We start from the raw sequence: 22,061 nt of genomic DNA, 5'->3' as shown, positions 1-22,061 counted from the left end.
TTGCACATCAGGTCAGTCGGCCCGCTTCACGTAGGACATCTCTTCGGTGTCCACGACGATGCGTTCGCCCGACTGGATGAACGGCGGCACCATGACGCGCAGGCCGTTTTCCAGCATGGCAGGCTTGTAGGAGGACGCGGCCGTCTGGCCCTTCACCACCGGGTCGGCCTCGGTGATTTCCAGCGTGACCTGGCTCGGCAGCCGGATGCCGATGGGGCGCGCCTCGTGCATTTCCAGCGTCACGGTCATGCCGTCCTGCAGGAATGCGGCGCGCTCGCCGATGAAGTCCCGCTCGATCTCGATCTGCTCGTAGCTTTCCATGTCCATGAACACGAGGCGTTCGCCTTCCGGGTACAGGTACTGGAAGTCCTTCTGCTCGAGGCGCGAGCGCTCGACCGTCTGGTCGGCGCGGAAGCGTTCGTTCAGCTTGCGGCCATCGATGAGGTTCTTGAGTTCGACCTGATTGAAGGCGCCGCCCTTGCCGGGCTTCACCGCCTGGGTCTTCACCGCCACCCAGATCGAGCCCTGGTGCTCGATGACGTTGCCGGGGCGGATTTCGTTGCCGTTGATCTTCATTTGGTTGGGTCTCGAAACTGACTTGTTGTTACGTGCCCGATCGGGCGAATGGCTCCGATGGGCGGGAAAATCGCGCGGAACCTAACAGGTATGCCCCTGTCGATCACGCTTTAATACGCCGTGCGTTACCGCACGAATCCGGTGGCCCAGCTGGCGGCGCGCTTGTCCACGGCAGCGCGCTCCTCGTCGGTCAGCGAAGCCAGAAGGGCTTCCAGCGAGGGGTCGGTCAGCCCGCGTGCGCGGGCCAGCGAATACCAGAAGGCGGCGGAAACGGAATCCGTCTTCACGCCGCGGCCAGCGGCATAGAGCTTGGCGAGCCGGGACTGGGCGACCGCATTGCCGCCGCGGGCTGCGCGCGTCAGCCAGGACGCGGCGAGTGCCTCGTCCTGCTTCACGCCTTCGCCACGGAAGATCATGATCGCGTATTCGACTTCGGCCACGGGGAGGTTCTGCGCCGCCGCGCGGCCCATCAGGCTTGCCGCCTGTTCCTTGTTCTTCTCCACGCCCTGACCCTCGGCATAGAGGATCGCAAGATTGTAGAGCGACTCGGGATGCTCGCGGTCGGCCCCGAACCCCAGAAGCTGTGCGGCGCGCTTGAAGTCGCGCTCGACCACGTCGCCTTCCATGTAGAGCAGGGCGAGATTGTAGTGCGCCTCGACATGGTCCTGCGCGGCGGCGGCTTCGAACCAGCCCTTGGCCTTTTCCTTGTCGACCTCGGTGCCTTCGCCGCGTGCAAGGATCAGCCCGAGCGCGAACTGCGCTTCCGGGTCACCGGCGAGGGCGGCGGCGGAATACCACTGGATGGCCTTGGACTGGCTGGCGGGAACGCCGACGCCGTTCTGGTGGATGAGGCCGAGCAGGGTCTGTGCCGGGGCATTGCCCTTCTCGGCGAGGATCTTTGCCTGCTTGAACGCGGAGAGATAGAGCCCGCGCTGGAAGGCGGCATAGGCGGTCTGCGGTGTCGGGTTTTTCTCGGCTTCCTCGTCGACGACGGGCCCCGCGGTGCGCTTGGGCGGCTCTTCCTTGTCCTGCGCCAGCACAGCGGTTGCCGGGGCCAGCGCGAGAGCGCCCACCAGCACCAGCAAGGCTGCGCGCGCGCAAGAAACCGGGCCGCTCAACCTGCCGCCTCCGCATCTTCCCGCGGGCTCGCCTCGGCGATGATGCCGGCGATCTTACGCAACGCGGAAGCCGGGTCATCCGCCTTCCAGACATGGCGGTTCAGGCCGATGAAGTCGGCGCCCGCGAGCGCCAGCCGGCGCGCGGAGTCCTCATCTTCGGCAACCGCAACGCAGGGCAGTTCGAACAGGGTCGACCACCAGATGACGAGATCGTCGTCGACAGCGATGTCTCGATCATCGGCATCGGTTCCGGCAATGCGGCCAAGAAGCACGTAGTCCGGCATCGCCTCGCCAAGCTCCATGGCCGCGTGGCGGGTGCGTGCCGCGCCCGCGCCGAGCATCCCGCCTGCGGGCAGTTCCTTGCGCGCAATGCGCAGTTCGCCCGGCTGGGAGACGAGGTGCAGGCCGTCAAAGCCCGCTGCGCGTTCGGCCTGCACGGTCGCTTTCAGCAACGGGGTACCGGCTGCGCGGATGGCGGCGCGCAGGTCTTCGGGTATCTCGTTTTCGGGATCTGTGACGACGATGGCCGCGAGGCTGCTCCATTCGCCCTCGACGGCCCGCAGGCTGGCGATGGGTGCGAAGAGCACGATCCGCGGTTCGCTATCGGTGGGCTGCTGGCTGGTCAAGGCAACGCTCGGTTCAGTCTGAACGCTTCGGGAATCATACGCACGTCATGATGGCTGCAAAGGCCATGGATGCCAATTGGCGCGAAGATATGGCAAGGCGTAGTGGGAGAAGAAAAGGGGCCCCGGAAGGCCCCTTGGGTATTCGTGTCGTGCGGCAGCCGGCGGTCAGGCCGCCTTTTCCTTGTCCTTCGACCACTCGCCGGTGGCAGCCAGCGAGTTCATCTTGGCGCGGTGCGTGAAGGCACGCTGGCCGGCGGCGACGTTCTCGGGCTTGCCGCCCCATGCGCTCAGTGCTGCGGCCTGCAGGGCGCGGCCATAGGAGAAGGTCAGCGCCCAGGGAAGGTCGTAGCCGGCATTCATGGCGGAGAGATGCGCGGTCGCCTCTTCGTCCGACTGGCCGCCGGAGAGGAACGCGATGCCCGGCACGGCAGCCGGCACGCAGCGCTTGAGCACGCGCACGGTGCGCTCGGCGACTTCATCCACCGAGGCCTTGGTGCCCGATTTCTGGCCCGGCACGATCATGTTCGGCTTCAGCACCATGCCTTCGAGGCTGACGCCTGCGTAGTACAGTTCCTGGAACTGCTCCTTCAGGCACCATTCGGTGACTATCTCGCAGCGCTCGATGGAATGCTGGGAATGCTCGCCGTCCATCAGCACTTCCGGCTCGACGATCGGCACGATGCCGTTTTCCTGGCAGAGCGCAGCATAGCGTGCGAGCGCATGGGCATTGGCATGGATGCAGTTGTGGCTCGGGGTGTTGTCGGTGATGGTGATGACCGCGCGCCACTTCGCAAAGCGGGCACCGGCCTCGTGGTACTTCTTGAGGCGCTCGCGCAGGCCGTCGAGGCCTTCGGTCACCTTCTCGATCTCGGTGCCGGCCAGAGCCTGCGCGCCCTTGTCGACCTTGATGCCCGGCACGGCCCCGGCATCGGCGATGATCTGGGCAAGCGGGGTGCCGTCCTTGGCCTTCTGGAAGAGGGTTTCTTCGAACAGGATGACGCCGGAGATGCACTCCTTCATGGCCTCATCGGAGCGGAACAGCATCTCGCGATAGTCGCGGCGATTGTCCTCGGTGGATTCCACGTTGATGGAATCGAAGCGCTTCTTGATGGTGCCGGTGCTTTCGTCCGCCGCCAGAATGCCCTTGCCGCGCGCCGACATGGCGGCTGCGATATCTTCCAAACGTTCACTCATGCTGATCGTCCCCTCTGTCTCGGCCTCGCATCGTCAGGGCGGCGCGCCCCTCGAGCAAATTTCAGTGCAGCGCGTCAGGCGCGCAGAATTTCCACGCCCGGCAGCGATTTTCCTTCCAACCACTCCAGAAATGCACCGCCTGCGGTGGATATATAGGTGAAATCGTCGGAAACGCCCGCATTGTTGAGGGCCGCGACCGTGTCGCCGCCGCCGGCGACCGACGTCAGGCCGCGCTCGCGGGTGGCCTGTGCAACCGCTTCGGCGACCGCATTGGTGCCTGCGTCGAACGGCTTCATCTCGAAAGCACCGAACGGGCCGTTCCAGACCACAGTGCGGACATTGTCGAGGCGCGCGCGCAGGTCCTCGACCGTGCGCGGGCCAATATCGAGCGCCATTTCGTCCTCGTCCACGCCGTCGAGATCGGTGGCACGGTTTTGCGCGTTGGCAGCGAATTCCTTCGCGACGACGAGGTCGAGCGGCAGCAGGATTTCACAGTTCGCAGCACTTGCCGCCGCGTCGATGCGCATGGCGGTGTCGACGAGGTCGCGTTCCATCAGCGACTTGCCGAGATCATGCCCGCGCGCGGCGAGGAAGGTGTTGGCCATGGCACCGCCGATGACCAGCATGTCCACCTTCTGCGCGAGGTTTTCCAGCAGGTCGATCTTGGTGGAAACCTTCGCGCCGCCGACGATGGCCAGCACCGGACGCTCCGGCGAACCGAGCGCCTTTTCCAGCGCCTCGATCTCGCCCTGCATGCAGCGGCCCGCATGGGCCGGCATGTGGTTGGCGAGGCCGGACGTGGTGGCGTGCGCGCGGTGGGCGGTGGCGAAGGCATCGTTGACGAAGATGTCGCCAAGCGTCGCAAGCTGCGCGGTGAAGAGCGTGTCGTCGGCTTCCTCGCCCTTGTGGAAGCGGGTGTTTTCCAGAAGCAGCACATCGCCGGCGTTCATTGCCTCGACCGCGTCAGCCGCGACCGGTCCGACGCAGTCGGCGGCGAAGGCAACCGGCTTGCCGAGGCGCTCGGACACGGCCCTCGCAATCGGCTCCAGCGAGAGCGCGGGCTTCACCTCGCCGCCGGGGCGGCCGAAATGGGCGAGAAGGATGACCTTCGCGCCCTTTTCGGAAAGTTCGGAAATGGTCGGCAGGACGGCACGGATGCGCGTGTCGTCGCTCACCTCGCCATCCTTCATCGGCACGTTCAGGTCGACGCGCACGAGGGTGCGCTTGCCGCTGACGTCGAGCCCGTCGAGAGTGCGGAAAGCGCTCATTGTCGTGTTGCTCCCGGTGCCGGTCAGATCAGCGAACCCATCTTGGCCGCGGTGTCGAGCATACGGTTGGAGAAGCCCCACTCGTTGTCGTACCAGCTCATCACGCGAACGAACTTGTCACCCATGACCTTGGTTTCCGGCAGCGCGATCGTCGAAGACGCCGGGCTGTGGTTGAGGTCGGAGGAGACGAGCGGCTCGTCGGTGACGTTGAGAATGCCCTTCAGCTTGCGCGAGCGCGAAGCCTTGGTGAGGATCTCGTTGACCTTTTCCACGTCGCACTTGCGGCTGACGACGGCCTTCAGGTCGATGACCGAGACGTTCGGGGTCGGCACGCGGATGGAGACGCCGTCGAGCTTGCCGTTGAGTTCCGGCAGCACGAGGCCGACGGCACGGGCAGCACCCGTCGAGGTCGGGATCATGTTCACGGCGGCGGCGCGGGCGCGGTAAGCGTCCTTGTGAAACTGGTCCAGCACGTTCTGGTCGTTGGTGTAGGCGTGGATCGTCGTCATGAAGCCGGTCTTGATGCCGAGACGGTCGTTCAGGACCTTGGCAACCGGCGCCAGGCAGTTGGTGGTGCAGGACGCGTTGGAGACGACGATGTCGTCAGCGGTCAGTTCCTCGTCATTCACGCCGTAGACGATGGTCTTGTCGACGCCGCTCGCGGGTGCGGAGATCAGCACGCGCTTGGCGCCGGCCTTCAGGTGGGCGGAGGCCTTTTCCTTGTCGGCGAAGATGCCGGTGCATTCCAGCGCGATGTCGACCTGCAGGTCCTTCCACGGCAGGTCAGCCGGGTTGCGCTCGGACGTCATGCGGATGGGGCCGGCGCCGAAGTCCATCGTGTCGCCGTCGAGTTCCACCTTGCCGGGAAAGCGGCCGTGGACGGAATCGTAGCGGAACAGGTGCGCGTTCGTATCTGCCGGGGCGAGATCGTTGATGCCAACGACGACAATGTCCTTGCGCTTGGACTCGGCAATCGCGCGCGCAACAAGGCGGCCGATGCGGCCAAAGCCGTTGATTCCGACACGTAGCGTCATCTTCTGTTCCTCTTTCTCGGTACTCGTCCCGGACCGGGCCCCTGCCCGGAGGGACCGGGGTTATGACTGCACGGCGAGCCCTGCGCGCGCCGCCTCGACGACGGCCTGCGCGGTGATGCCGAAATGTTCATAGAGTTGCTTATAGGGCGCGGACGCCCCAAAGCCCGTCATGCCGACGAATGCGCCGTCGGTTCCGATGAAGCGATCCCAGCCCATGCGGATGGCCGCTTCCACAGCAATCCGCACCGGAGCGGAGCCGATTACGGACGACTGGTAGCTGGCGCTCTGCTTTTCGAACAGTTCAAAGCAGGGCACGGAGACGACGCGCGTGCCGACGCCGTCCTTTTCGAGAATGCCGGCAGCTTCCACCGCGATCTCGACTTCCGAGCCGCTGGCAAACAGCGTGACTTGCGTGGTGCGCGAGGTGTCGCGGATCACGTAGGCACCGAGCGCGGAGCAGTTCTCCGAGGTGTTCTCGGTGCGCAGCGTCGCCAGGTTCTGGCGGGTCAGCGCGAGCACGCTCGGGTTGGACTTGGATTCAACCGCCGCTTCCCAGCATTCCGCCGTCTCCACGCCGTCGCACGGACGGAAGACATAAAGATTGGGAATGGCGCGCAGGCTTGCGATCTGCTCGACCGGCTGGTGGGTCGGGCCGTCTTCGCCAAGGCCGATGGAATCGTGGGTCATCACGTGGATGACGCGCTGGTTCATCAGCGCGGCGAGGCGGATGGCCGGGCGGCAATAGTCGGCGAAGGCCAGGAACGTGCCGGAATAGGGCACGATGCCGCCGTGCAGGGCCATGCCGTTCATCGCGGCGGCCATGCCGTGTTCGCGCACGCCGTAGTGGATGAAGCGGCCGGAGAAGTCCTCCGCCGTCACGGGGAGCGTGTCGGGCGTCTTGGTGTTGTTGGAGCCGGTCAGGTCCGCCGAGCCGCCGACCATCGTCGGCAGGGTGGGGACCAGCGCGGTCAGCACCGTTTCGGATGCCTTGCGGGTGGCAACCGACGGCTTCTCGGTCGAGAACTTGAACTTGGTCTTCTTCACCGCGTCGTGGAAGGCGGTCGGGATTTCGCCGCTCATGGCGCGCTCGAATGCGCCGCGCACGTCCGGCTCGGCATTCTCAAGCCGCTCTTCCCAGCTGCGATGGGCCTGGCCGCTGCGCAGGCCGGCGATGCGCCACGCGTCGCGAATCTCGGACGGGATGTCGAACGGCTCGCTGTCCCAGCCAAGCTCCTTGCGGGTGGCCGCGATCTCGTCGGCACCGAGCGGCGCGCCGTGGACACCGGAGGTGCCTGCCTTGTTGGGCGAACCGAAGCCGATGGTGGTGCGGCAGGCGATCATGCTCGGGCGGTCGGACTTGTGCGCATCCTCGATGGCGCGCGCAATAGCTTCCGGGTCGTGGCCGTCGACGCGCTCGGCATGCCAGCCGGCGGCGGTGAAGCGGGCAACCTGGTCCCCCGATTCGGAGATACCGAGGGGGCCGTCGATGGAAATCTCGTTGTCGTCCCACATCACGATCAGCTTGGAGAGCTTCAGGTGGCCGGCCAGCGAGATCGCCTCGTGGCTGATGCCTTCCATCAGGTCGCCGTCGCTGGCGAGGACGTAGGTGTGGTGCGAGACGAGATCCTCACCGTGAACGGCGGCGAGGTGCTTTTCGGCCATCGCCATGCCGACGGCGGTCGCAATGCCCTGTCCGAGCGGGCCGGTCGTCGTCTCGACGCCTGGCGTGTGGCCGTATTCCGGGTGGCCGGGGGTCGGCGAGCCGAGCTGGCGGAAATTCTTCAGCGCGTCGAGGTCCATATGCTCGTAGCCGAGGAGATGGAGCACCGAGTAGATCAGCATGGAGCCGTGGCCCGCCGACAGCACGAAGCGGTCGCGGTCCGGCCAGTCCGGCGCCTTGGGATCGAATTTCATGAAGCGGGTGAAGAGCACCGTGGCGATGTCGGCTGCACCCATGGGAAGGCCGGGATGGCCCGAATTCGCCTGTTCGACCGCGTCCATCGCCAGCGCGCGGATCGCGTTCGCCATGCGCTGGTGGGATACCTGCGGACTGTTGTCGCTCATGCCTTGGCCTTTTTTCTGGTGCCGCGCCATTCATGGGCGGCAGCAACTGCGCGGCGCCTTCGCGCGCACCGCGCCGCTCGGGTCGGCGACCTCGGCCTTACAAAGAACGGCCCGAGGCGGCACCACGTCACCCGGCTGGGGATTTCGAGCGCTGCTTAATCACACAAATTCGAGCCAAGTCAACGCTGCGAGGGATGCAATCGGCGCGGATAAGCGATGCTACGGCGTTGACCGGTCATTTGGCTCGCGCCTAAGGTTGAAGACAGGCCGAATCCTGCACGTGGGGCGGTTTTGCGCGGTATGAACGCGCAATGCCGGATGCAAACCCGGCCCGCGAGTTCGGGGAGCGAGTACATGAGTGAACCGGGTGCGCTGGAAAGCGCAGAGGAGCGGCTACGCGCCGCCCTGGAAATGCTGGAAGCCACCGTCAACCGCAAGCTCGAGGACATGAACAGTGTCGGCGGGCTGAAGGCGGAGGTGCATGCGTTGGCCGATGACCGCGCCCACATGGCCGCCGATCTCGACCGCTCCGTCGCGCGCGCCAACATTCTGGAGGAAGCCAACCGCGAGGCCATCGGGCGCATTGACGGGGCGATGGACACCGTGCGCGCGGTGCTCGGGCGGAAGGCCGGCTGATGCCTGAAATCACCGTTCACATCGCAGGCAAGCCGTATCGCATGGCGTGCGGCGAGGGCGAGGAAGAGCACCTGATGTCGCTCGCCGCCGATTTCGACCGGCGGATTTCCGCACTGCGCCAGCACTTCGGCGAGGTTGGCGACAACCGTCTGCTCATCATGGCGGCGCTGACGGTTGCCGACGACCTTGCCGAATCGCGCCGGCAGACGGCAGCCGCCCAGAAGGAAGCCGAGGACATGCGCTCTGCCAGCCAGGAAGCTGCGCAATTCACCCGCGATACGGAAGTCGCCGTCGCCAAGCGGCTGGAGGCTGCCGCCGTCAATGTCGAGCGCATGGTGGAACTGCTCAACCAGGCCGAGCGGCAAGCCTGAGCATTTGTGCAAATTCGGCAGATTGATTTTAACGCCACCAGGCTTACATTCGAACCCGGCGGTACTGCGCGTCGCGTCAGGAGCCTTGCATCCCCGGGGCCTTATCGATCCTTAAGGGAGCTGTCCCTGTCCGGGCTCGTGGGCCTGGGCAAAACGGCGCCCACCTACATGTGTAGGTTTCCCGGGATCGAATTGCTCCAACGGACGGGTGGTCCGCCATTCCGCCGCCCGGCCGGCGTCTCGCACGCATTCCCCAGCGAGGCCCGGCACCCGGAGCTTTATTCTTCACGTCCGGACAGGCCCGCGATGACCACCGACCTCACTCCCCTTCATCGGCGCAAGGCCATGCAGCGCGAAACCGCGCTCGCCAGGCGTGACGGGCTGTTCGAGGGATTTCGCACCCGCGCCTCGCACGAGGCCTGCGACAATCTTCTCCATGTTCTGGAACATGTGCCGGGCACGCGGCCGGTTTCGGCATTCCTTGCTTCGCGCAGTGAAATCGACCCGGCCCTGGCGGTCGAGCGCCTGCAGCGGCGCGGCACGACGGTCGCCATGCCAGTGGTCGCGGCGCGCGCGCAGCCGCTGGAATTTCGACGGTTGCGCCTGCGCGACAAGACCGTCAGCGGCACGTTCGGCATTGAGGTGCCGCCGGAAGGCGCGGAACTGGTGCGCCCGGACGTGTTCATCGTCCCGCTGGCTGCCTTCGACCGGCGCGGCTACCGCATCGGCTATGGCGGCGGGTTCTACGACCGCACGCTGGAAATCGCCCGCAAGCGGCGCAACGTGCTGGCCATCGGCTTTGCCTTCGCCTGTCAGGAACTGGGGCAGGTGGTGCGCGAGCACTACGACCAGAAGCTCGACCTCATCGTCACCGAGCGCGACATTGTGGAGTGCAACTGATGCGGATGCTCTTCGTCGGCGACGTGGTGGGCAGGGCCGGCCGCAAGGGCGTGCAGAAGCACCTGCCGGACCTTGTCGAGCGGTTCAGGTTCGAGTTCGTCGTCGTCAATGGCGAGAACTCCGCCGGCGGGTTCGGCATCACCGAATCCATCCACAACGACCTGTGCGATGCGGGCGCCGACGTGGTGACGCTCGGCAACCATTCCTTCGACCAGCGCGAGGCGCTCGTCTTCATAACGCGCACCTCCAACCTCATTCGCCCGATCAACTATCCCGAAGGCACGCCGGGCAGCGGCGCGGGGCTGTTCGAGACGAAGAGCGGCAAGCGCGTGCTCGTCATCAACGTGCTCGGGCGGCTCTTCATGCAGCCGCTGGATGATCCGTTTGCTGCGGTCGACAAGGCGCTCGCCGACTGCCCGCTGGGTGACGCCTGTGATGCCGTCCTCGTCGACATGCATGCCGAAGCAACCAGCGAGAAGATGGGCATCGCCCACCACCTCGACGGGCGCGTCTCCGTCGTCGTCGGCACGCACACCCATGTTCCGACCGCCGATCACCAGATCCTCGCCGGCGGCACCGCCTACCAGAGCGATGCAGGCATGACGGGCGACTACGATTCCGTCATCGGCATGGACAAGGAAGAGCCGGTGAACCGCTTCCTGACCGCGCTGCCGCGTGCCCGCTTCGAGCCGGCGTCGGGTGACGCGACCCTGTGCGGGCTGGCGGTGGAGCTGAACGCGCACGGCCTTGCCGAGCGCGTCGCGCCGGTGCGCGTTGGCGGCAGGCTGAGCGACGCGCTGCCGGACTGGGACTGACGGGTTCGCGCGGACGCGCTTTCGCCGCGCCTCTGGATTTTCCGCCGCGTCCTGCCTATAAGCGCGGCCATCACAGCAGTTTCGGTCGGTCGCAGGCGTTTGTGGCGTTGAGCCACATCCATCGACCGGCCCTTGGGCATTTGCAAAGAGGCGTCCATGGCCGGGCATTCACAATTCAAGAACATCATGCACCGCAAGGGTCGGCAGGATGCCGTCCGCTCCAAGCTGTTCTCCAAGCTGTCGAAGGAAATCACGGTCGCGGCCAAGGTCGGCGGACCGGATGCGGATGCCAACCCGCGCCTTCGCTTGGCGATCCAGAACGCCAAGGCGCAGTCCATGCCCAAGGACAACATCGAGCGCGCCATCAAGAAATCGGAAGGCGGCGATGCCGATACCTACGAGCAGATCCGCTACGAGGGCTACGGCCCCGGCGGCGTCGCCGTCATCGTCGAGGCGCTGACCGACAACCGCAACCGCACGGCCAGCGCGGTGCGCGCGATCTTCGCCAAGAACGGCGGCAACATGGGTGAAACCGGCTCGGTCTCCTTCATGTTCGACCGGGTCGGCGAGATCGTGTATCCGGCGAGCGCCGGTGACGCGGAGAAGGTGCTGGAAGCGGCCATCGAGGCCGGTGCCGACGACGTGGTCAGCGACGAGGAGAACCACACCATCATCTGCGCGTTCGAGAACCTCGGCGACGTTGCCAGCACGCTGGAAGGCCTGCTGGGGGAATCCGAGAGCGTCAACATCGTCTGGAAGCCGCAGAACACCGTCGCGGTGGACGAGGACAAGGCCCAGACCCTGATGAAGATGATGGGCGCGCTCGACGACGACGATGACGTGCAGAACGCCTTCGCCAATTTCGAGGTGTCCGACGACATCATGGCAAAGCTGACGGCTGCGTAACTCAGCCTATCTGAGCAACCCGTCCAGCAGCGGCAGGCCGGTGATCGCGGCAATCGCGATCAGCGCGAAGGCGACGCGCCGGTAGAGCGTGTCGGAGGTGCGCCCGAAGCCGCGCGCGCCCAGAAAGATCGCAAGCCCGAACAGCGGCGTCATGGCGACGATCAGCTTCAGCGTGTCGCACGTGAAGAAGCCGTGGCTGGCGAACGAGACCGTTGCCGAGATGCTGGCAAGGAAGAAGAACACCAGCAGGTTGGCGCGGATGGTGCGCGATGGCGCAGGCCCGCTGATCCAGAAGGCAACCACCGGCGGGCCGGAGACCTGCGTCACGCCGGAGAGGAAGCCCGCCACCGCGCCGACGCCCACGGAGGCCGCGACGCCCGGCTCGCGCGTGTAGCGCCAGCCGCTCAGCAGCAGGGCGAGCAGCGCCAGCACCACGATGGAGATGATCCAGCGCAAGGTGAGTTCATCGCCATGCGCCAGCACCCACGCGCCGAAGGGGACCACCGCCATCGCCGTCAACGCGGTGGGCAGGACCGTGTGCCACTGGCAGTGGCGTAGCGCGCCCGCGACAAGCGGCAGGGTCAGCACCGTGTCCATGACGAGGAAGCCGGCAGCAGCCGTCTGCGGTGCGACGACGCTGCTTGCCAGTGGCATGAAGATCATCGCCGCGCCGAAGCCCGCGAACCCGCGCACCAGCCCCGCCGCGAACGCCACGAGGGCTGCAAACACGAAGCGCGGCTCGGCGAAGACGGCGAGGATGAAATCGGTGACTTCGGGTAGGGACAACGGGCAATTCCCCCAGCGCGGAGCAGGCTTCGCGCGGTTGCGGCAAGCGTTAACTCGACAATGAGAACAAAACGGCTACACCTGACTTTATGAGTGGCCACGCGATTCGCATACTGGGCATCGATCCGGGCCTGCGCCGGACGGGATGGGGGCTTGTTGCCAGCCAGGGCAGCCGGCTGTCGTTCCTGGGTTGCGGGATCATCCGGCCCGCGACTGACCTGCCGCTGGGCGACCGGCTGGCGGTGATCCATCTCGAGCTTTCCAAGATCGTTGCCGACAGCGCGCCCGACGAGGTCGCGGTCGAGAAAACCTTCGTCAACAAGGATGCCGAGGCGACGCTGAAGCTTGGCCACGCGCGCGGGGTCGCCATGCTGGTGCCCGCTCAGGCCGGGCTGACCATCGGCGAATACGCGCCCAACGCGGTGAAGAAGGCCGTGGTCGGCGCGGGCCACGCTGACAAGAAACAGATCCGGCTGATGATCTCCATGCTGCTGCCGCAGTCCAAGGTCGGCTCCGACGACGAGGCAGACGCGCTCGCCATCGCCATCTGCCATGCCCACCACCGGGTGGCGCGGGCGCGGGTGGAGGCGCTCAGCGCATGATCTCCAAGCTCAAGGGCCTCATCGACGAATATGGCGACCACCACGTCGTCATCGACGTGAACGGCGTCGGCTACATCCTCTCGTGTTCCGGGCGCACGCTGTCGGCCCTGCCGCAGGTGGGGGAGGCGGCGACCATCTTCGTCGAGACCACGATGAGCCAGGAGCAGATCCGCCTGTTCGGCTTTTCCTCGGCGCTGGAGCGCGAGTGGTTCCGCCTGCTGATGACGGTGCAGGGCGTCGGTGCGAAGGTTGCGCTGGCGATCCTGTCGTCGGCCTCGGTATCGGAACTGTCGAGCGCGATTGCCATGCAGGACAAGGCGATGGTGGCGCGCGCGCCGGGCGTCGGGCCCAAGGTCGCCGGGCGCATCGTGACGGAGTTGCGCGACAAGGCGCCGGGCTATGTGGAAGGCGATGTTGCTGCCTTCGCGCAGGTTTCCGGCGCGGTCGCCGCGGGCGGGCCGTCCGCCACCCGCGATGCCGTGTCGGCGCTGGTCAATCTCGGCTATGGTCAGGCGCAGGCGGGGGCTGCGGTCGCGACCGCCTACAAGGAAGCCGGCGAGGATGCCGGCACCGAATCGCTGATCCGGCTGGCGCTCAAGGCGCTGTCGCGCTGATTTCATCCGGTTTGAAAGTTTGAGGAATGGCTGAGAGCGAACGGCTGATCGAGGCGCTGGAGCGCGACGAGGACCAGAGTTCCGGCGCGCTACGCCCGCAGGGGCTGGATGAGTTCGTCGGCCAGCAGCAGGCGCGCGCCAATCTCAAGGTCTTCATCGAGGCGGCGCGCTCACGCGGGGAGGCGCTCGACCACACGCTGTTTGCCGGGCCTCCGGGCCTTGGCAAAACGACGCTGGCACAGATCCTGTCGAAGGAACTGGGCGTGGGCTTTCGCGCAACGTCAGGCCCGGTGATCGCAAAGAGCGGCGATCTGGCCGCCCTGCTGACCAACCTCGAACCGCGCGACGTGCTGTTCATCGACGAAATTCACCGGCTGAACCCGGCGGTGGAAGAAATCCTCTATCCGGCGATGGAGGACTTCAAGCTCGACCTCATCATCGGCGAGGGGCCTGCTGCGCGCTCGGTACGCATTGATCTCGCGCCCTTCACGCTGGTTGGCGCGACAACGCGCTCGGGCCTGCTGACGACGCCGCTGCGCGACCGTTTCGGCATCCCCATCCGGCTCGATTTCTATACCGAGGCCGAACTGGACACGATCGTGAAGCGCGGGGCGCGGCTGATGGGAATGGACATTTCCGAGGACGGGTCGATGGAAATCGCGCGCCGCTCGCGCGGGACGCCGCGCATCGCGGGCCGGCTGCTTCGCCGGGTGTGTGACTTCGCGCTGGTGGAAGGCGGCGGCAAGATCGACCGCGCCATCGCCGACAAGGCGCTGTCGGAGCTCGACGTCGACCAGCGCGGCCTCGACGGCATGGACAAGCGCTACCTCAACACCATCGCCATGAAGTTCAGCGGCGGTCCTGTCGGGATCGAGACCATCTCGGCGGCGCTGGCCGAACCGCGCGACGCGGTGGAAGACATCATCGAGCCGTACCTGATCCAGCAGGGCTTCATCCAGCGCACCCCGCGCGGGCGCATCCTCACGCCGCACGCCTTCCGGCATCTCGGGCTGGCGGTGCCGTCAAACAACGCGGCACAGATGGGCCTCTTTCCAGATGCCGACAGCGGCGATATCTGAAGGCCCCATGACTTCCAGCGACGACAAGACTTCAAGCGACGACAAGAAATCCGATCCCCTTCGCGATCCCAACGCGCCGGGTCCCTCCGGCCTGAGCAAGGACTGGCCGGACCTTGCCGGCCGGATCGAGGGCGACGGCATCCACCGGCTGGCGGTGCGCGTCTATTACGAGGACACGGATTTTTCCGGCGTCGTCTACCACGCCTCCTACCTGCGCTTCATGGAGCGCGGACGCTCCGACTTCATGCGCTGGACGGGAATCGACCACAACGACCTGATGGGCACCGAGGGCGGACTGGCCTTCGCCGTGCGCAAGATGACCATCGATTTCATCGGCTCGGCGGCCATCGACGACGTGCTGACTGTCGAGACATGGATGGGCGACATGCGCGGCGCGTCCATGCTGGTCAAGCAGCGGGTTGTGCTCAACGAAGTCGCCATCGTCACCGCCGACGTGAAGGTCGCGCTGGTGACACGGGCGGGCAAGCCGCGCCGCATGCCGCTGTGGCTGCGCAAGATATTCGCGCCGCACGCACCGGTTGGCGCAGAAATCGACGGGCCGGAGTGAGAGGGCATGGTTTTGTCCGTCAAAGCACCCTAACTGCCCGTTAACCATATTCCCTCAAGGGTAATGACCGGATAAACCAACGCCGTACGCCCTTGTTCAGCCATAAAGCCGGGCAAGAAGGCCCGCGCGCGCAGCAGGCACCCACACGCGGGGTTGTGGTGCCTGTTTGCATATTTGCAGCAAGCGCGCCGGGCCGGCAGCCGAAAGGTTGCCGGTCCTGGCACGTTCCACCCCGTCCCTCTAAGGGGTCACGATGGAAAACCTCATCGATTCAACAGCGATTGCGTCGCCCACGGGCGAACTCTCACTCGTCAACCTGTTCCTGCACGCGCACATCGTCGTGAAGATCGTGATGCTCGGTCTGATCGCGGCTTCGGTGTGGAGCTGGGCGATCATCGTCGACCGCACGCTCGTCTACTCGCGTTCGCGCCGCCAGATGAACCGCTTCGAGAAGGTGTTCTGGTCCGGTCATTCGCTGGATGACCTGTACCGCACGCTGTCCTCGCGCCCGGCAACGTCGATGGCGGCCATGTTCGTGGCGGCCATGCGCGAATGGCAGCGCAGCCAGGACCGCACGTCCGGCTCCTTCATGGGGCTGCAGATGCGCATCGAGAAAGTCATGGACGTGACGGTGTCGCGCGAGATCGAGCGGCTGGAACGCCGGTTGATGTTCCTTGCCTCCGTCGGCTCCACCGCACCCTTCGTCGGCCTGTTCGGCACGGTGTGGGGCATCATGACCAGTTTCCAGGCCATCGCGGCCAGCGAGAACACCTCGCTTGCGGTCGTCGCGCCGGGCATCGCGGAAGCGCTTTTTGCAACCGCGCTCGGCCTCCTCGCGGCCATTCCCGCGACCGTCGCCTACAACCGGTTTTCCTCGGAAGTCTCCCGTCATACGGCACGCCTGGAGGGCTTCGCGGACGAGTTTTCGGCCATACTTTCGCGGCAATTGGATGAGCGTATGTAGCCTCCCCAAGGGGGCCATCATCAAACAGGGATTGAACGGAAAATGGGTGCCACTCTCGGCAACATGAAGAGCGGCCGTCGCGGCAGGCGCGGCCGGCATCAACCGATGAGCGAGATCAACGTCACGCCATTCGTGGACGTGATGCTCGTGCTGCTCATCATCTTCATGGTGGCCGCGCCGCTGCTGACGGTGGGCGTGCCCATCGACCTGCCCGAGACGCGGGCAAAGGCGCTGCAGAGCGACAAGGATCCGCTGACCGTGACCGTGTCGCCCGACGGAAACGTGTACCTGCAGGACCAGGAGATCCCCATCGAGGAACTCGTCGCCAAGCTCGAGGCCATTGCCTCCAACGGCTACGAGGAACGTATCTTCGTGCGCGGCGACGCCAATGTCGGCTACGGCGCGGTGATGCAGGTCATGGGTCGGCTCAACGCCGCCGGGTTCAAGCGCATCGGTCTTGTGACCGACCAGGAGAAGAGCGGGTAAGCCGGCAGCATGCGTACCGGCCTTGCCATTTCCGGACTGGGACACGTCGCCATTCTTGCAGCGGCGGTGATCGGATTCGCCTCGACCGACCCGTTTGAGGTGAAGCCCGAGGTGGCGCTGCCGGTCGACCTGGTGTCGGTCGAAGAATTCACCAACATGAAGAAGGGCCTGAAGACGGGCGAGCTCATGGAAGAAGAGCAGGCCCCGAAGGCGGAAGAAGACAACAACGCTGCGCCGCAGCCCGAGCCGCAACCGGAGGAAAAGCCCGAACCGGCGCCGCAGCCCGCGGCAGCGCCCGAGCCGGAACCCGAGCCCGAGCCGGAACCGGAACAGGCGGAAGCCGAACCCGCGCCGCCCGCACCCGAACCGGAGCCGGCACCCGAGCCGGAACCCGTGGCCGAGAGCGAGCCGGAACCGCCGAAGCCCAGCTATGTCGAGATCCCTGACCGCATCTCCATGCCGGCGCGCGCCCCCAAGCGGCCGCAGCGCCAGCAGGTTGCGCAGGCCGACACGCGCCCGACACCGATCACGCCGCAGGCCCAGCAGGACCCGAACCAGTTTGACCCGGATTCCATCGCGGCATTGCTTGACAAGCAGGACCGCCCCCCGGAATCGGGCGGCGTGGCGCAGCAGCCGCTGGAAGGCCAGGCATCGCTGGGTGCGCCCAGCGGGTCGTCGAGCCAGCTGTCGATGAGCGAGATCGACTATCTGCGCCAGCAGATTTCGCGTTGCTGGAGCCCACCCATCGGCGTGCTGGACGCGGTCGGGCTGATCGTGAAACTTGATCTTGAACTGTCGCCCGATGGAACCCTTGTGCGCCCGCCGATCGTTGCCAATTCGGGCGGCGAGCCAATCTTCAGGATTGCGGCGGAGTCGGCACAGCGGGCTGTCATCGAATGTCAGCCCTATAATCTGCCGCTGGAAAAGTTCGATGGCTGGCGCCGGATGATCGTAAGCTTCGACCCGCGTGAGATGATGGGCAGATAAGACCCCAAGGAAACGAGACGCTCGATGACTTTTGACCTGAAACATACAGCGACCCGGCTCCTCGCATGCGTTCGGCCCGGCAACATCCTTCGCGCCGCGCTGGCGGCGATGTGCCTTGCGGCCGCGCCGTCGTTCGTCCAGCCCGCCCACGCGGTGCTGGAGGTCGACGTGACGCGCGGCGTGGTCCAACCCATGCCGATCGCCATCGACGAATTCACCGGGACGCAGCCCGACGAGATCCAGGTGGGGCGCGACATTTCGCAGGTCATCACCAACAACCTGCGCAATTCCGGCCTGTTCGCGCCGATCGATCCCGCAGCCTTCATCGAGCGCAACATCAATTTCGAAGGCCAGCCGCTGTTTGCCAACTGGAAGGTCATCAACGCACAGGCGCTGGTGAACGGCCGCGTGACGCGCCAGCCCGACGGGCGCCTGCAGGTGGAATTCCGGCTTTGGGACGTATCCGCCGGCCAGCACATGACCGGCTCGAAGTACTTCACCCAGCCCAACAACTGGCGGCGCGTGGCGCACATCATTTCCGATGCGATCTACGAGCGCCTGACGGGCGAGAGCGGCTATTTCGACACCCGCGTCGTCTTCGTCGAGGAAAGCGGGCCGAAGGACCAGCGCGTCAAGCGGCTCGCGATCATGGACCAGGACGGCGCGAACCTACGCTACCTCTCGTCTGGCCGCGACCTGGTGCTGACGCCGCGTTTCTCGCCGTCGAGCCAGGAAATCACCTACATGTCATATGCCTCCGGGCAGCCGCAGGTGTACCTGTTCAACATCGAGACGGGGCAGACTGAACTCGTCGGCTCGTTCCAGGGCATGACGTTCGCGCCGCGGTTCTCGCCCGATGGCCAGCGGGTCATCATGAGCCTGAACCAGGACGGCAATTCCAACATCTTCACGATGGACCTGCGCACCGGCCGCACCACGCGGCTGACGAACACGCCGGCCATCGATACCTCGCCGTCCTATTCGCCGGATGGCGCGCGCGTCGTGTTCAGTTCGGACCGCGCTGGCAGCGAGCAGCTTTACGTGATGGGTGCCGACGGCTCCAACCCGCAGCGCGTCAGCTTCGGTGACGGGCGGTACTCGACGCCGGTCTGGTCGCCGCGCGGTGACATGATCGCGTTTACGAAGCAGGCCGGTGGGCGGTTTTCCATTGGCGTGATGCGGCCGGACGGTTCGGGAGAACGCATCCTGACCGAGGGCTATCACAACGAGGGCCCGACATGGGCTCCGAACGGGCGCGTGCTGATGTTCTTCCGCGAGTCTGGCGGTGCCGGTGGCGGCGCACAACTTTGGTCGGTGGATATCACCGGCTATAACGAGCGGCGTATCCAAACGCCGTCATGGGGGTCGGATCCGGCCTGGTCGCCCTTGATCAAATAGGATTCGGCTTATAGGTTCCGCCGCGCCGGTTGGGGCATTCCGGCGTGGTTTTTCGGCGCGTATTCGCGCCTCATCCAAAGAAAGGTATCGACGGATATACGCGTGCTTCCAGCCGATCGTCGGTGGGGCAGAAACTTTTGGCCGAACGTTTCGTTAAACATGTTTGCGAACCAACGGTTAAGGGCAAAGCTGGTAGTAAATGCGCAATAAATCCGGTCGATAGAAATGGAGTAACCGGGATGCTTGGACAGTCTATTGGGGCACGGGCGGGGCGGATCGCAATCTGCGTGATGTTGGCCTTGACCATCGCTGCTTGCTCGAACCGCGGCCAGGGTCCTGGCAACGGCGCGAACAACGCCGCGCCGGGTTCGGCCCAGGAATTCATCGTCAACGTCGGCGACCGCGTGTTCTTCACGGTCGACTCGTCGATTCTGACGGACGCCTCGAAGGCCACGCTGCAGCGTCAGGCCCAGTGGCTCAACCAGTACTCGCAGTACACCTTCACGGTGGAAGGCCACGCTGACGAGCGCGGCACGCGTGAGTACAACATCGCCCTTGGCGCGCGGCGTGCCGCCGTCACCCGCGATTACCTCGCAAGCCTGGGCGTCTCGCCCTCGCGCATGCGCACGGTTTCCTACGGCAAGGAGCGCCCGGTCGCGGTCTGCGACAACGCTTCGTGCTGGAACCAGAACCGCCGTTCGGTGACGGTCCTGAACAACGCCACAAACTAAGCGTTCCAGGTTTGAATCGACAAACGGGCCGGCGGTCACTCGCCGGCCCGTTTGCGTATCGGGCCGCACTTTGGGCGCAATCGGCGATATGCTACGCGCCTGAATTCCGGGGTTGATCCCGGGCGAATGACCAGCACCAAATCTCGAGGTTTCCGGCATGTTCTCACGAATTGCCGCCACAGCAGCAGCAACCGTTTTCATGGTGTGCGCGGCTGCGCCATCCTTCGCTCAAAATGTCCGCGACGAGGTCGCCTACCTGCGCCAGCGCGTCCAGCAGCTCGAGGCGATGATCGCCCAGAACGGTGGCGGCGGTGGCGGCAACCGGATGAATGCCATCGAGGAGCAGCTTCGCGTTCTGACGGGCCAAGTCGACATGCTGATGGTGCGCGTGCAGCGGCTGGAAGGTGGCGCGGTCAACGCCAATCCCAATAGCCAGTCCGGTTCTCTTCAGGCCCCGGCGACGCCGGTGCCCGGCAACACCTCGCAACTGGGCACGCCGCCTGCCGATCTCGGCCAGCTTCGCATGGACGGCGAGGGCCGACCGCTCGACATCACCGGCCTTGCGCAGAGCCTTGAGGAATCGGGCGCCAATGGCGGACCGATGCCGGAGGAAACCGTCGGCGGCGGCAACTTGGGCGCAAGTTCGGGCCGGGGCAGCCAGATGGCGCTTGCACCCTCCGCATCGCCGCGGGATGCCTACGACCAGGCCTATGGTCAGGTCCTGCGCGGCGACTACGCGGCAGCGGAACGCGACTTCGCGATGTTCATCGAACAGCACCCGAACCACGAACTGGTGCCGAACGCGAAGTACTGGATCGGCGAAAGCTTCTTCCAGCGCGGCGACTATCACAACTCAGCCCGTACCTTCCTCGACATCTCCCGATCTCACCCGGAATCCTCCAAGGCGCCCGAGAGCATGCTGAAGCTCGGCATGTCGCTGGCCGCGCTCCAGCAGCGCGAACCGGCTTGTTCGTCGTTGAACGAACTGACCCGGCGCTACCCGCGAGCCGATGCCGACGTCCTCGACCAGGCGACCTCGGAGAAACGCGCTCTTGGCTGCTGAGACCACACGGCCGATCAGCGAGACCGAAGCCGCGCGGCTCTTCGCACCGCTGCAGGCAAAGCCGCTTGCGCTTGCGGTTTCCGGCGGGCCGGATTCCATGGCGATGGCAGCCCTTGCCGCCCGCTGGGGCGGTGCGAGGCTTCATGCGCTCGTGGTCGATCACGGGCTGCGCGCGGGATCGGACGCGGAAGCGCGGATAACCGCTGCACGGCTCGACAAGCTCGGGCTGGCGGCGGCGATCCTGACGCTCAGCGGATTGCCGCAGACGAACCTTCATGCCGCCGCCCGCACGGCGCGCTATGACGCGATAACCGACTGGATGGCTGCGAAGGGATACGACGTTCTCGCCACCGCGCATCACCTTGACGATCAGGCCGAAACTGTTGCGATGCGGCTGGAGCGCGACCGATCCGCCGGGGCAGACGGTATCCCCGCGCAAGGGTGGTGGGCCGACCGCCGCCTCGTGCGGCCGCTGCTTGGCATTGAGAAGGCGCGGCTTCGCGCCACGCTGGATGCCTTGAGCGTGGATTCGATCGAGGACCCTTCCAACGACGACCCGCGCTTCGAGCGCGCTCGTGTTCGCTCCGCCCTTGCGCAGGGCGAAGCCGCGACACCGCGCGCCGCTTTGCTGGAAATCCAGAAGCGCGCAGCCCGCAAGGCGGCGTCACTCGATGCGATGGCCTTCGCGCTTGCCTCGCGCGCGCTGAGACATGAGGGCAACGGCATCGTCACGCTCGACGTTGCGCGCTACGCCGGCGAGGCGCCGGATATCCGCAGGCGGATGCTGCGCGCTTTGCTGCGCGATACCGGCGGGCAGACCGTGCCGCCGGCGCGCGAAAAGCTCGCCCGGCTCGACGCCGGGATCACGTCGCTTGCGCGTGACGGCGCGGAGGCCTTTTCCGGCGCCACGCTTGGTGGTTGCCTGATCGCGCGCGGGACGGGTTCGGCGCGTTGCGGCACGCTCGTCATTTCCCGCGAATTGGGGCGCATGGACGACACCGGAACCGTGCTGGATGCCGGGACTGCGGCTCTGTTCGACCGGCGGTTCCGCATTGTCTGTGACAGCACCATCACCCCCGGCACCCAGTGCCGCTATGGCGGCAGCTCGGCAGGCGACGAAGCGGGGCTTCCGGCTGCGGCCCGCGCGGCCATTCCGGTTCTCGACAGCGGCAAGGACGAACCGTGCAGGCTGCTGGGTGGGCGCGCCGGCGAACGCGGCGTGCGCGGTGCATGGCTCGGCATCCGCTTCGGCGTACATCGCTTTGCCTGAGTGAC

Annotated in this window: 24 protein-coding genes and 1 other RNA gene; 17 read left to right on the top strand and 8 right to left on the bottom strand. The window is 65.8% G+C overall.

Going from position 1 to position 22,061, the window contains the following annotated elements; all coding sequences use genetic code 11:
- Positions 1–12: 12 nt before the first annotated feature.
- The 7 genes from efp to tkt all read right to left on the bottom strand — a co-directional run bounded on the left by efp (position 13) and on the right by tkt (position 7,880).
- On the bottom strand, positions 13–576 hold the full coding sequence (gene efp, locus ACKTEK_RS12220) for an elongation factor P (protein ID WP_409165575.1): 564 nt from the start codon (positions 574–576) through the stop codon (positions 13–15).
- Between the two features lie 125 nt (positions 577–701).
- On the bottom strand, positions 702–1,694 hold the full coding sequence (locus ACKTEK_RS12215) for a tetratricopeptide repeat protein (protein ID WP_409165574.1): 993 nt from the start codon (positions 1,692–1,694) through the stop codon (positions 702–704).
- Entirely contained in the window at positions 1,691–2,320 is a 630-nt protein-coding gene (locus ACKTEK_RS12210) for a thiamine phosphate synthase (RefSeq protein WP_409165573.1), read from the bottom strand. The genes ACKTEK_RS12215 and ACKTEK_RS12210 overlap by 4 nt, the downstream gene beginning before the upstream one ends.
- Before the next feature lie 165 nt (positions 2,321–2,485).
- Positions 2,486–3,514, bottom strand: a complete 1,029-nt coding sequence (locus ACKTEK_RS12205) for a class I fructose-bisphosphate aldolase (RefSeq protein ID WP_409165572.1) — start codon at positions 3,512–3,514, stop codon at positions 2,486–2,488.
- A 74-nt stretch (positions 3,515–3,588) separates the two neighbouring features.
- Positions 3,589–4,782, bottom strand: a complete 1,194-nt coding sequence (locus ACKTEK_RS12200) for a phosphoglycerate kinase (protein WP_409165571.1) — start codon at positions 4,780–4,782, stop codon at positions 3,589–3,591.
- A gap of 23 nt (positions 4,783–4,805) precedes the next feature.
- The gene (gene gap, locus ACKTEK_RS12195) at positions 4,806–5,816 is read right to left on the bottom strand and encodes a type I glyceraldehyde-3-phosphate dehydrogenase (RefSeq protein ID WP_409165570.1); all 1,011 of its coding nucleotides are present in this window, start codon (positions 5,814–5,816) and stop codon (positions 4,806–4,808) included.
- A 60-nt stretch (positions 5,817–5,876) separates the two neighbouring features.
- Positions 5,877–7,880: a transketolase gene (gene tkt, locus ACKTEK_RS12190; RefSeq protein WP_409165569.1), complete on the bottom strand. Its 2,004-nt coding sequence runs from the start codon at positions 7,878–7,880 to the stop codon at positions 5,877–5,879.
- Between the two features lie 354 nt (positions 7,881–8,234).
- Here tkt and ACKTEK_RS12185 point away from each other — a divergent pair, with 354 nt between their 5' ends.
- The 6 genes from ACKTEK_RS12185 to ACKTEK_RS12160 all read left to right on the top strand — a co-directional run bounded on the left by ACKTEK_RS12185 (position 8,235) and on the right by ACKTEK_RS12160 (position 11,508).
- Positions 8,235–8,516: a DUF4164 domain-containing protein gene (locus tag ACKTEK_RS12185; protein ID WP_409165568.1), complete on the top strand. Its 282-nt coding sequence runs from the start codon at positions 8,235–8,237 to the stop codon at positions 8,514–8,516.
- Entirely contained in the window at positions 8,516–8,887 is a 372-nt protein-coding gene (locus tag ACKTEK_RS12180; RefSeq protein ID WP_409165567.1) for a cell division protein ZapA, read from the top strand. The genes ACKTEK_RS12185 and ACKTEK_RS12180 overlap by 1 nt, the downstream gene beginning before the upstream one ends.
- A 58-nt stretch (positions 8,888–8,945) precedes the next feature.
- A non-coding RNA gene (gene ssrS, locus ACKTEK_RS12175) (6S RNA) lies at positions 8,946–9,105 on the top strand.
- An 88-nt stretch (positions 9,106–9,193) separates the two neighbouring features.
- Positions 9,194–9,787, top strand: a complete 594-nt coding sequence (locus ACKTEK_RS12170) for a 5-formyltetrahydrofolate cyclo-ligase (RefSeq protein ID WP_409165566.1) — start codon at positions 9,194–9,196, stop codon at positions 9,785–9,787.
- On the top strand, positions 9,787–10,602 hold the full coding sequence (locus tag ACKTEK_RS12165) for a TIGR00282 family metallophosphoesterase (RefSeq protein ID WP_409165565.1): 816 nt from the start codon (positions 9,787–9,789) through the stop codon (positions 10,600–10,602). Before ACKTEK_RS12170 ends, ACKTEK_RS12165 begins: the two co-directional genes overlap by 1 nt.
- Before the next feature lie 156 nt (positions 10,603–10,758).
- Entirely contained in the window at positions 10,759–11,508 is a 750-nt protein-coding gene (locus tag ACKTEK_RS12160; protein WP_409165564.1) for a YebC/PmpR family DNA-binding transcriptional regulator, read from the top strand.
- 6 nt (positions 11,509–11,514) lie between these two features.
- Here the strand turns inward: ACKTEK_RS12160 and ACKTEK_RS12155 are convergent, their stop codons facing one another.
- Positions 11,515–12,294 carry a sulfite exporter TauE/SafE family protein gene (locus ACKTEK_RS12155; RefSeq protein WP_409165563.1) on the bottom strand — a complete coding sequence of 260 codons (780 nt, stop codon included), beginning with the start codon at positions 12,292–12,294 and terminating at the stop codon, positions 11,515–11,517.
- Between the two features lie 89 nt (positions 12,295–12,383).
- On the opposite strand from ACKTEK_RS12155, the gene ruvC reads away from it, so the two are divergent.
- The 11 genes from ruvC (at position 12,384) to tilS (ending at position 22,056) form a co-directional block, all read left to right on the top strand.
- On the top strand, positions 12,384–12,896 hold the full coding sequence (gene ruvC, locus ACKTEK_RS12150) for a crossover junction endodeoxyribonuclease RuvC (RefSeq protein WP_409165562.1): 513 nt from the start codon (positions 12,384–12,386) through the stop codon (positions 12,894–12,896).
- Complete coding sequence (gene ruvA / locus ACKTEK_RS12145) at positions 12,893–13,510, top strand: Holliday junction branch migration protein RuvA (protein ID WP_409165561.1); 618 nt, start codon at positions 12,893–12,895, stop codon at positions 13,508–13,510. The genes ruvC and ruvA overlap by 4 nt, the downstream gene beginning before the upstream one ends.
- A 26-nt stretch (positions 13,511–13,536) precedes the next feature.
- A complete protein-coding gene (ruvB, locus tag ACKTEK_RS12140) occupies positions 13,537–14,589 on the top strand; it encodes a Holliday junction branch migration DNA helicase RuvB (protein WP_409165560.1) in 1,053 nt (350 codons plus the stop codon).
- 7 nt (positions 14,590–14,596) lie between these two features.
- Positions 14,597–15,157, top strand: a complete 561-nt coding sequence (gene ybgC / locus ACKTEK_RS12135) for a tol-pal system-associated acyl-CoA thioesterase (protein WP_409165559.1) — start codon at positions 14,597–14,599, stop codon at positions 15,155–15,157.
- Positions 15,158–15,410: 253 nt separating this feature from the next.
- Positions 15,411–16,121 carry a protein TolQ gene (gene tolQ, locus ACKTEK_RS12130; RefSeq protein ID WP_409165558.1) on the top strand — a complete coding sequence of 237 codons (711 nt, stop codon included), beginning with the start codon at positions 15,411–15,413 and terminating at the stop codon, positions 16,119–16,121.
- A 42-nt stretch (positions 16,122–16,163) separates the two neighbouring features.
- Entirely contained in the window at positions 16,164–16,607 is a 444-nt protein-coding gene (gene tolR / locus ACKTEK_RS12125; RefSeq protein ID WP_409165557.1) for a protein TolR, read from the top strand.
- Positions 16,608–16,616: 9 nt separating this feature from the next.
- Positions 16,617–17,594 carry a cell envelope biogenesis protein TolA gene (locus tag ACKTEK_RS12120; RefSeq protein ID WP_409165556.1) on the top strand — a complete coding sequence of 326 codons (978 nt, stop codon included), beginning with the start codon at positions 16,617–16,619 and terminating at the stop codon, positions 17,592–17,594.
- 108 nt (positions 17,595–17,702) lie between these two features.
- Positions 17,703–18,992 carry a Tol-Pal system beta propeller repeat protein TolB gene (tolB, locus tag ACKTEK_RS12115; protein WP_409166152.1) on the top strand — a complete coding sequence of 430 codons (1,290 nt, stop codon included), beginning with the start codon at positions 17,703–17,705 and terminating at the stop codon, positions 18,990–18,992.
- 290 nt (positions 18,993–19,282) lie between these two features.
- On the top strand, positions 19,283–19,723 hold the full coding sequence (gene pal, locus ACKTEK_RS12110) for a peptidoglycan-associated lipoprotein Pal (RefSeq protein WP_409165555.1): 441 nt from the start codon (positions 19,283–19,285) through the stop codon (positions 19,721–19,723).
- 157 nt (positions 19,724–19,880) lie between these two features.
- The gene (gene ybgF / locus ACKTEK_RS12105) at positions 19,881–20,786 is read left to right on the top strand and encodes a tol-pal system protein YbgF (RefSeq protein ID WP_409165554.1); all 906 of its coding nucleotides are present in this window, start codon (positions 19,881–19,883) and stop codon (positions 20,784–20,786) included.
- Entirely contained in the window at positions 20,776–22,056 is a 1,281-nt protein-coding gene (gene tilS / locus ACKTEK_RS12100) for a tRNA lysidine(34) synthetase TilS (protein WP_409165553.1), read from the top strand. Before ybgF ends, tilS begins: the two co-directional genes overlap by 11 nt.
- The last annotated feature ends 5 nt before the right edge of the window (positions 22,057–22,061 follow it).

The sequence above is a fragment of the Tepidamorphus sp. 3E244 genome, assembly GCF_046159835.1.
Lineage (GTDB): Bacteria > Pseudomonadota > Alphaproteobacteria > Rhizobiales > Tepidamorphaceae > JACKJK01.
This window is presented reverse-complemented; position numbering and strand designations above follow the sequence as displayed.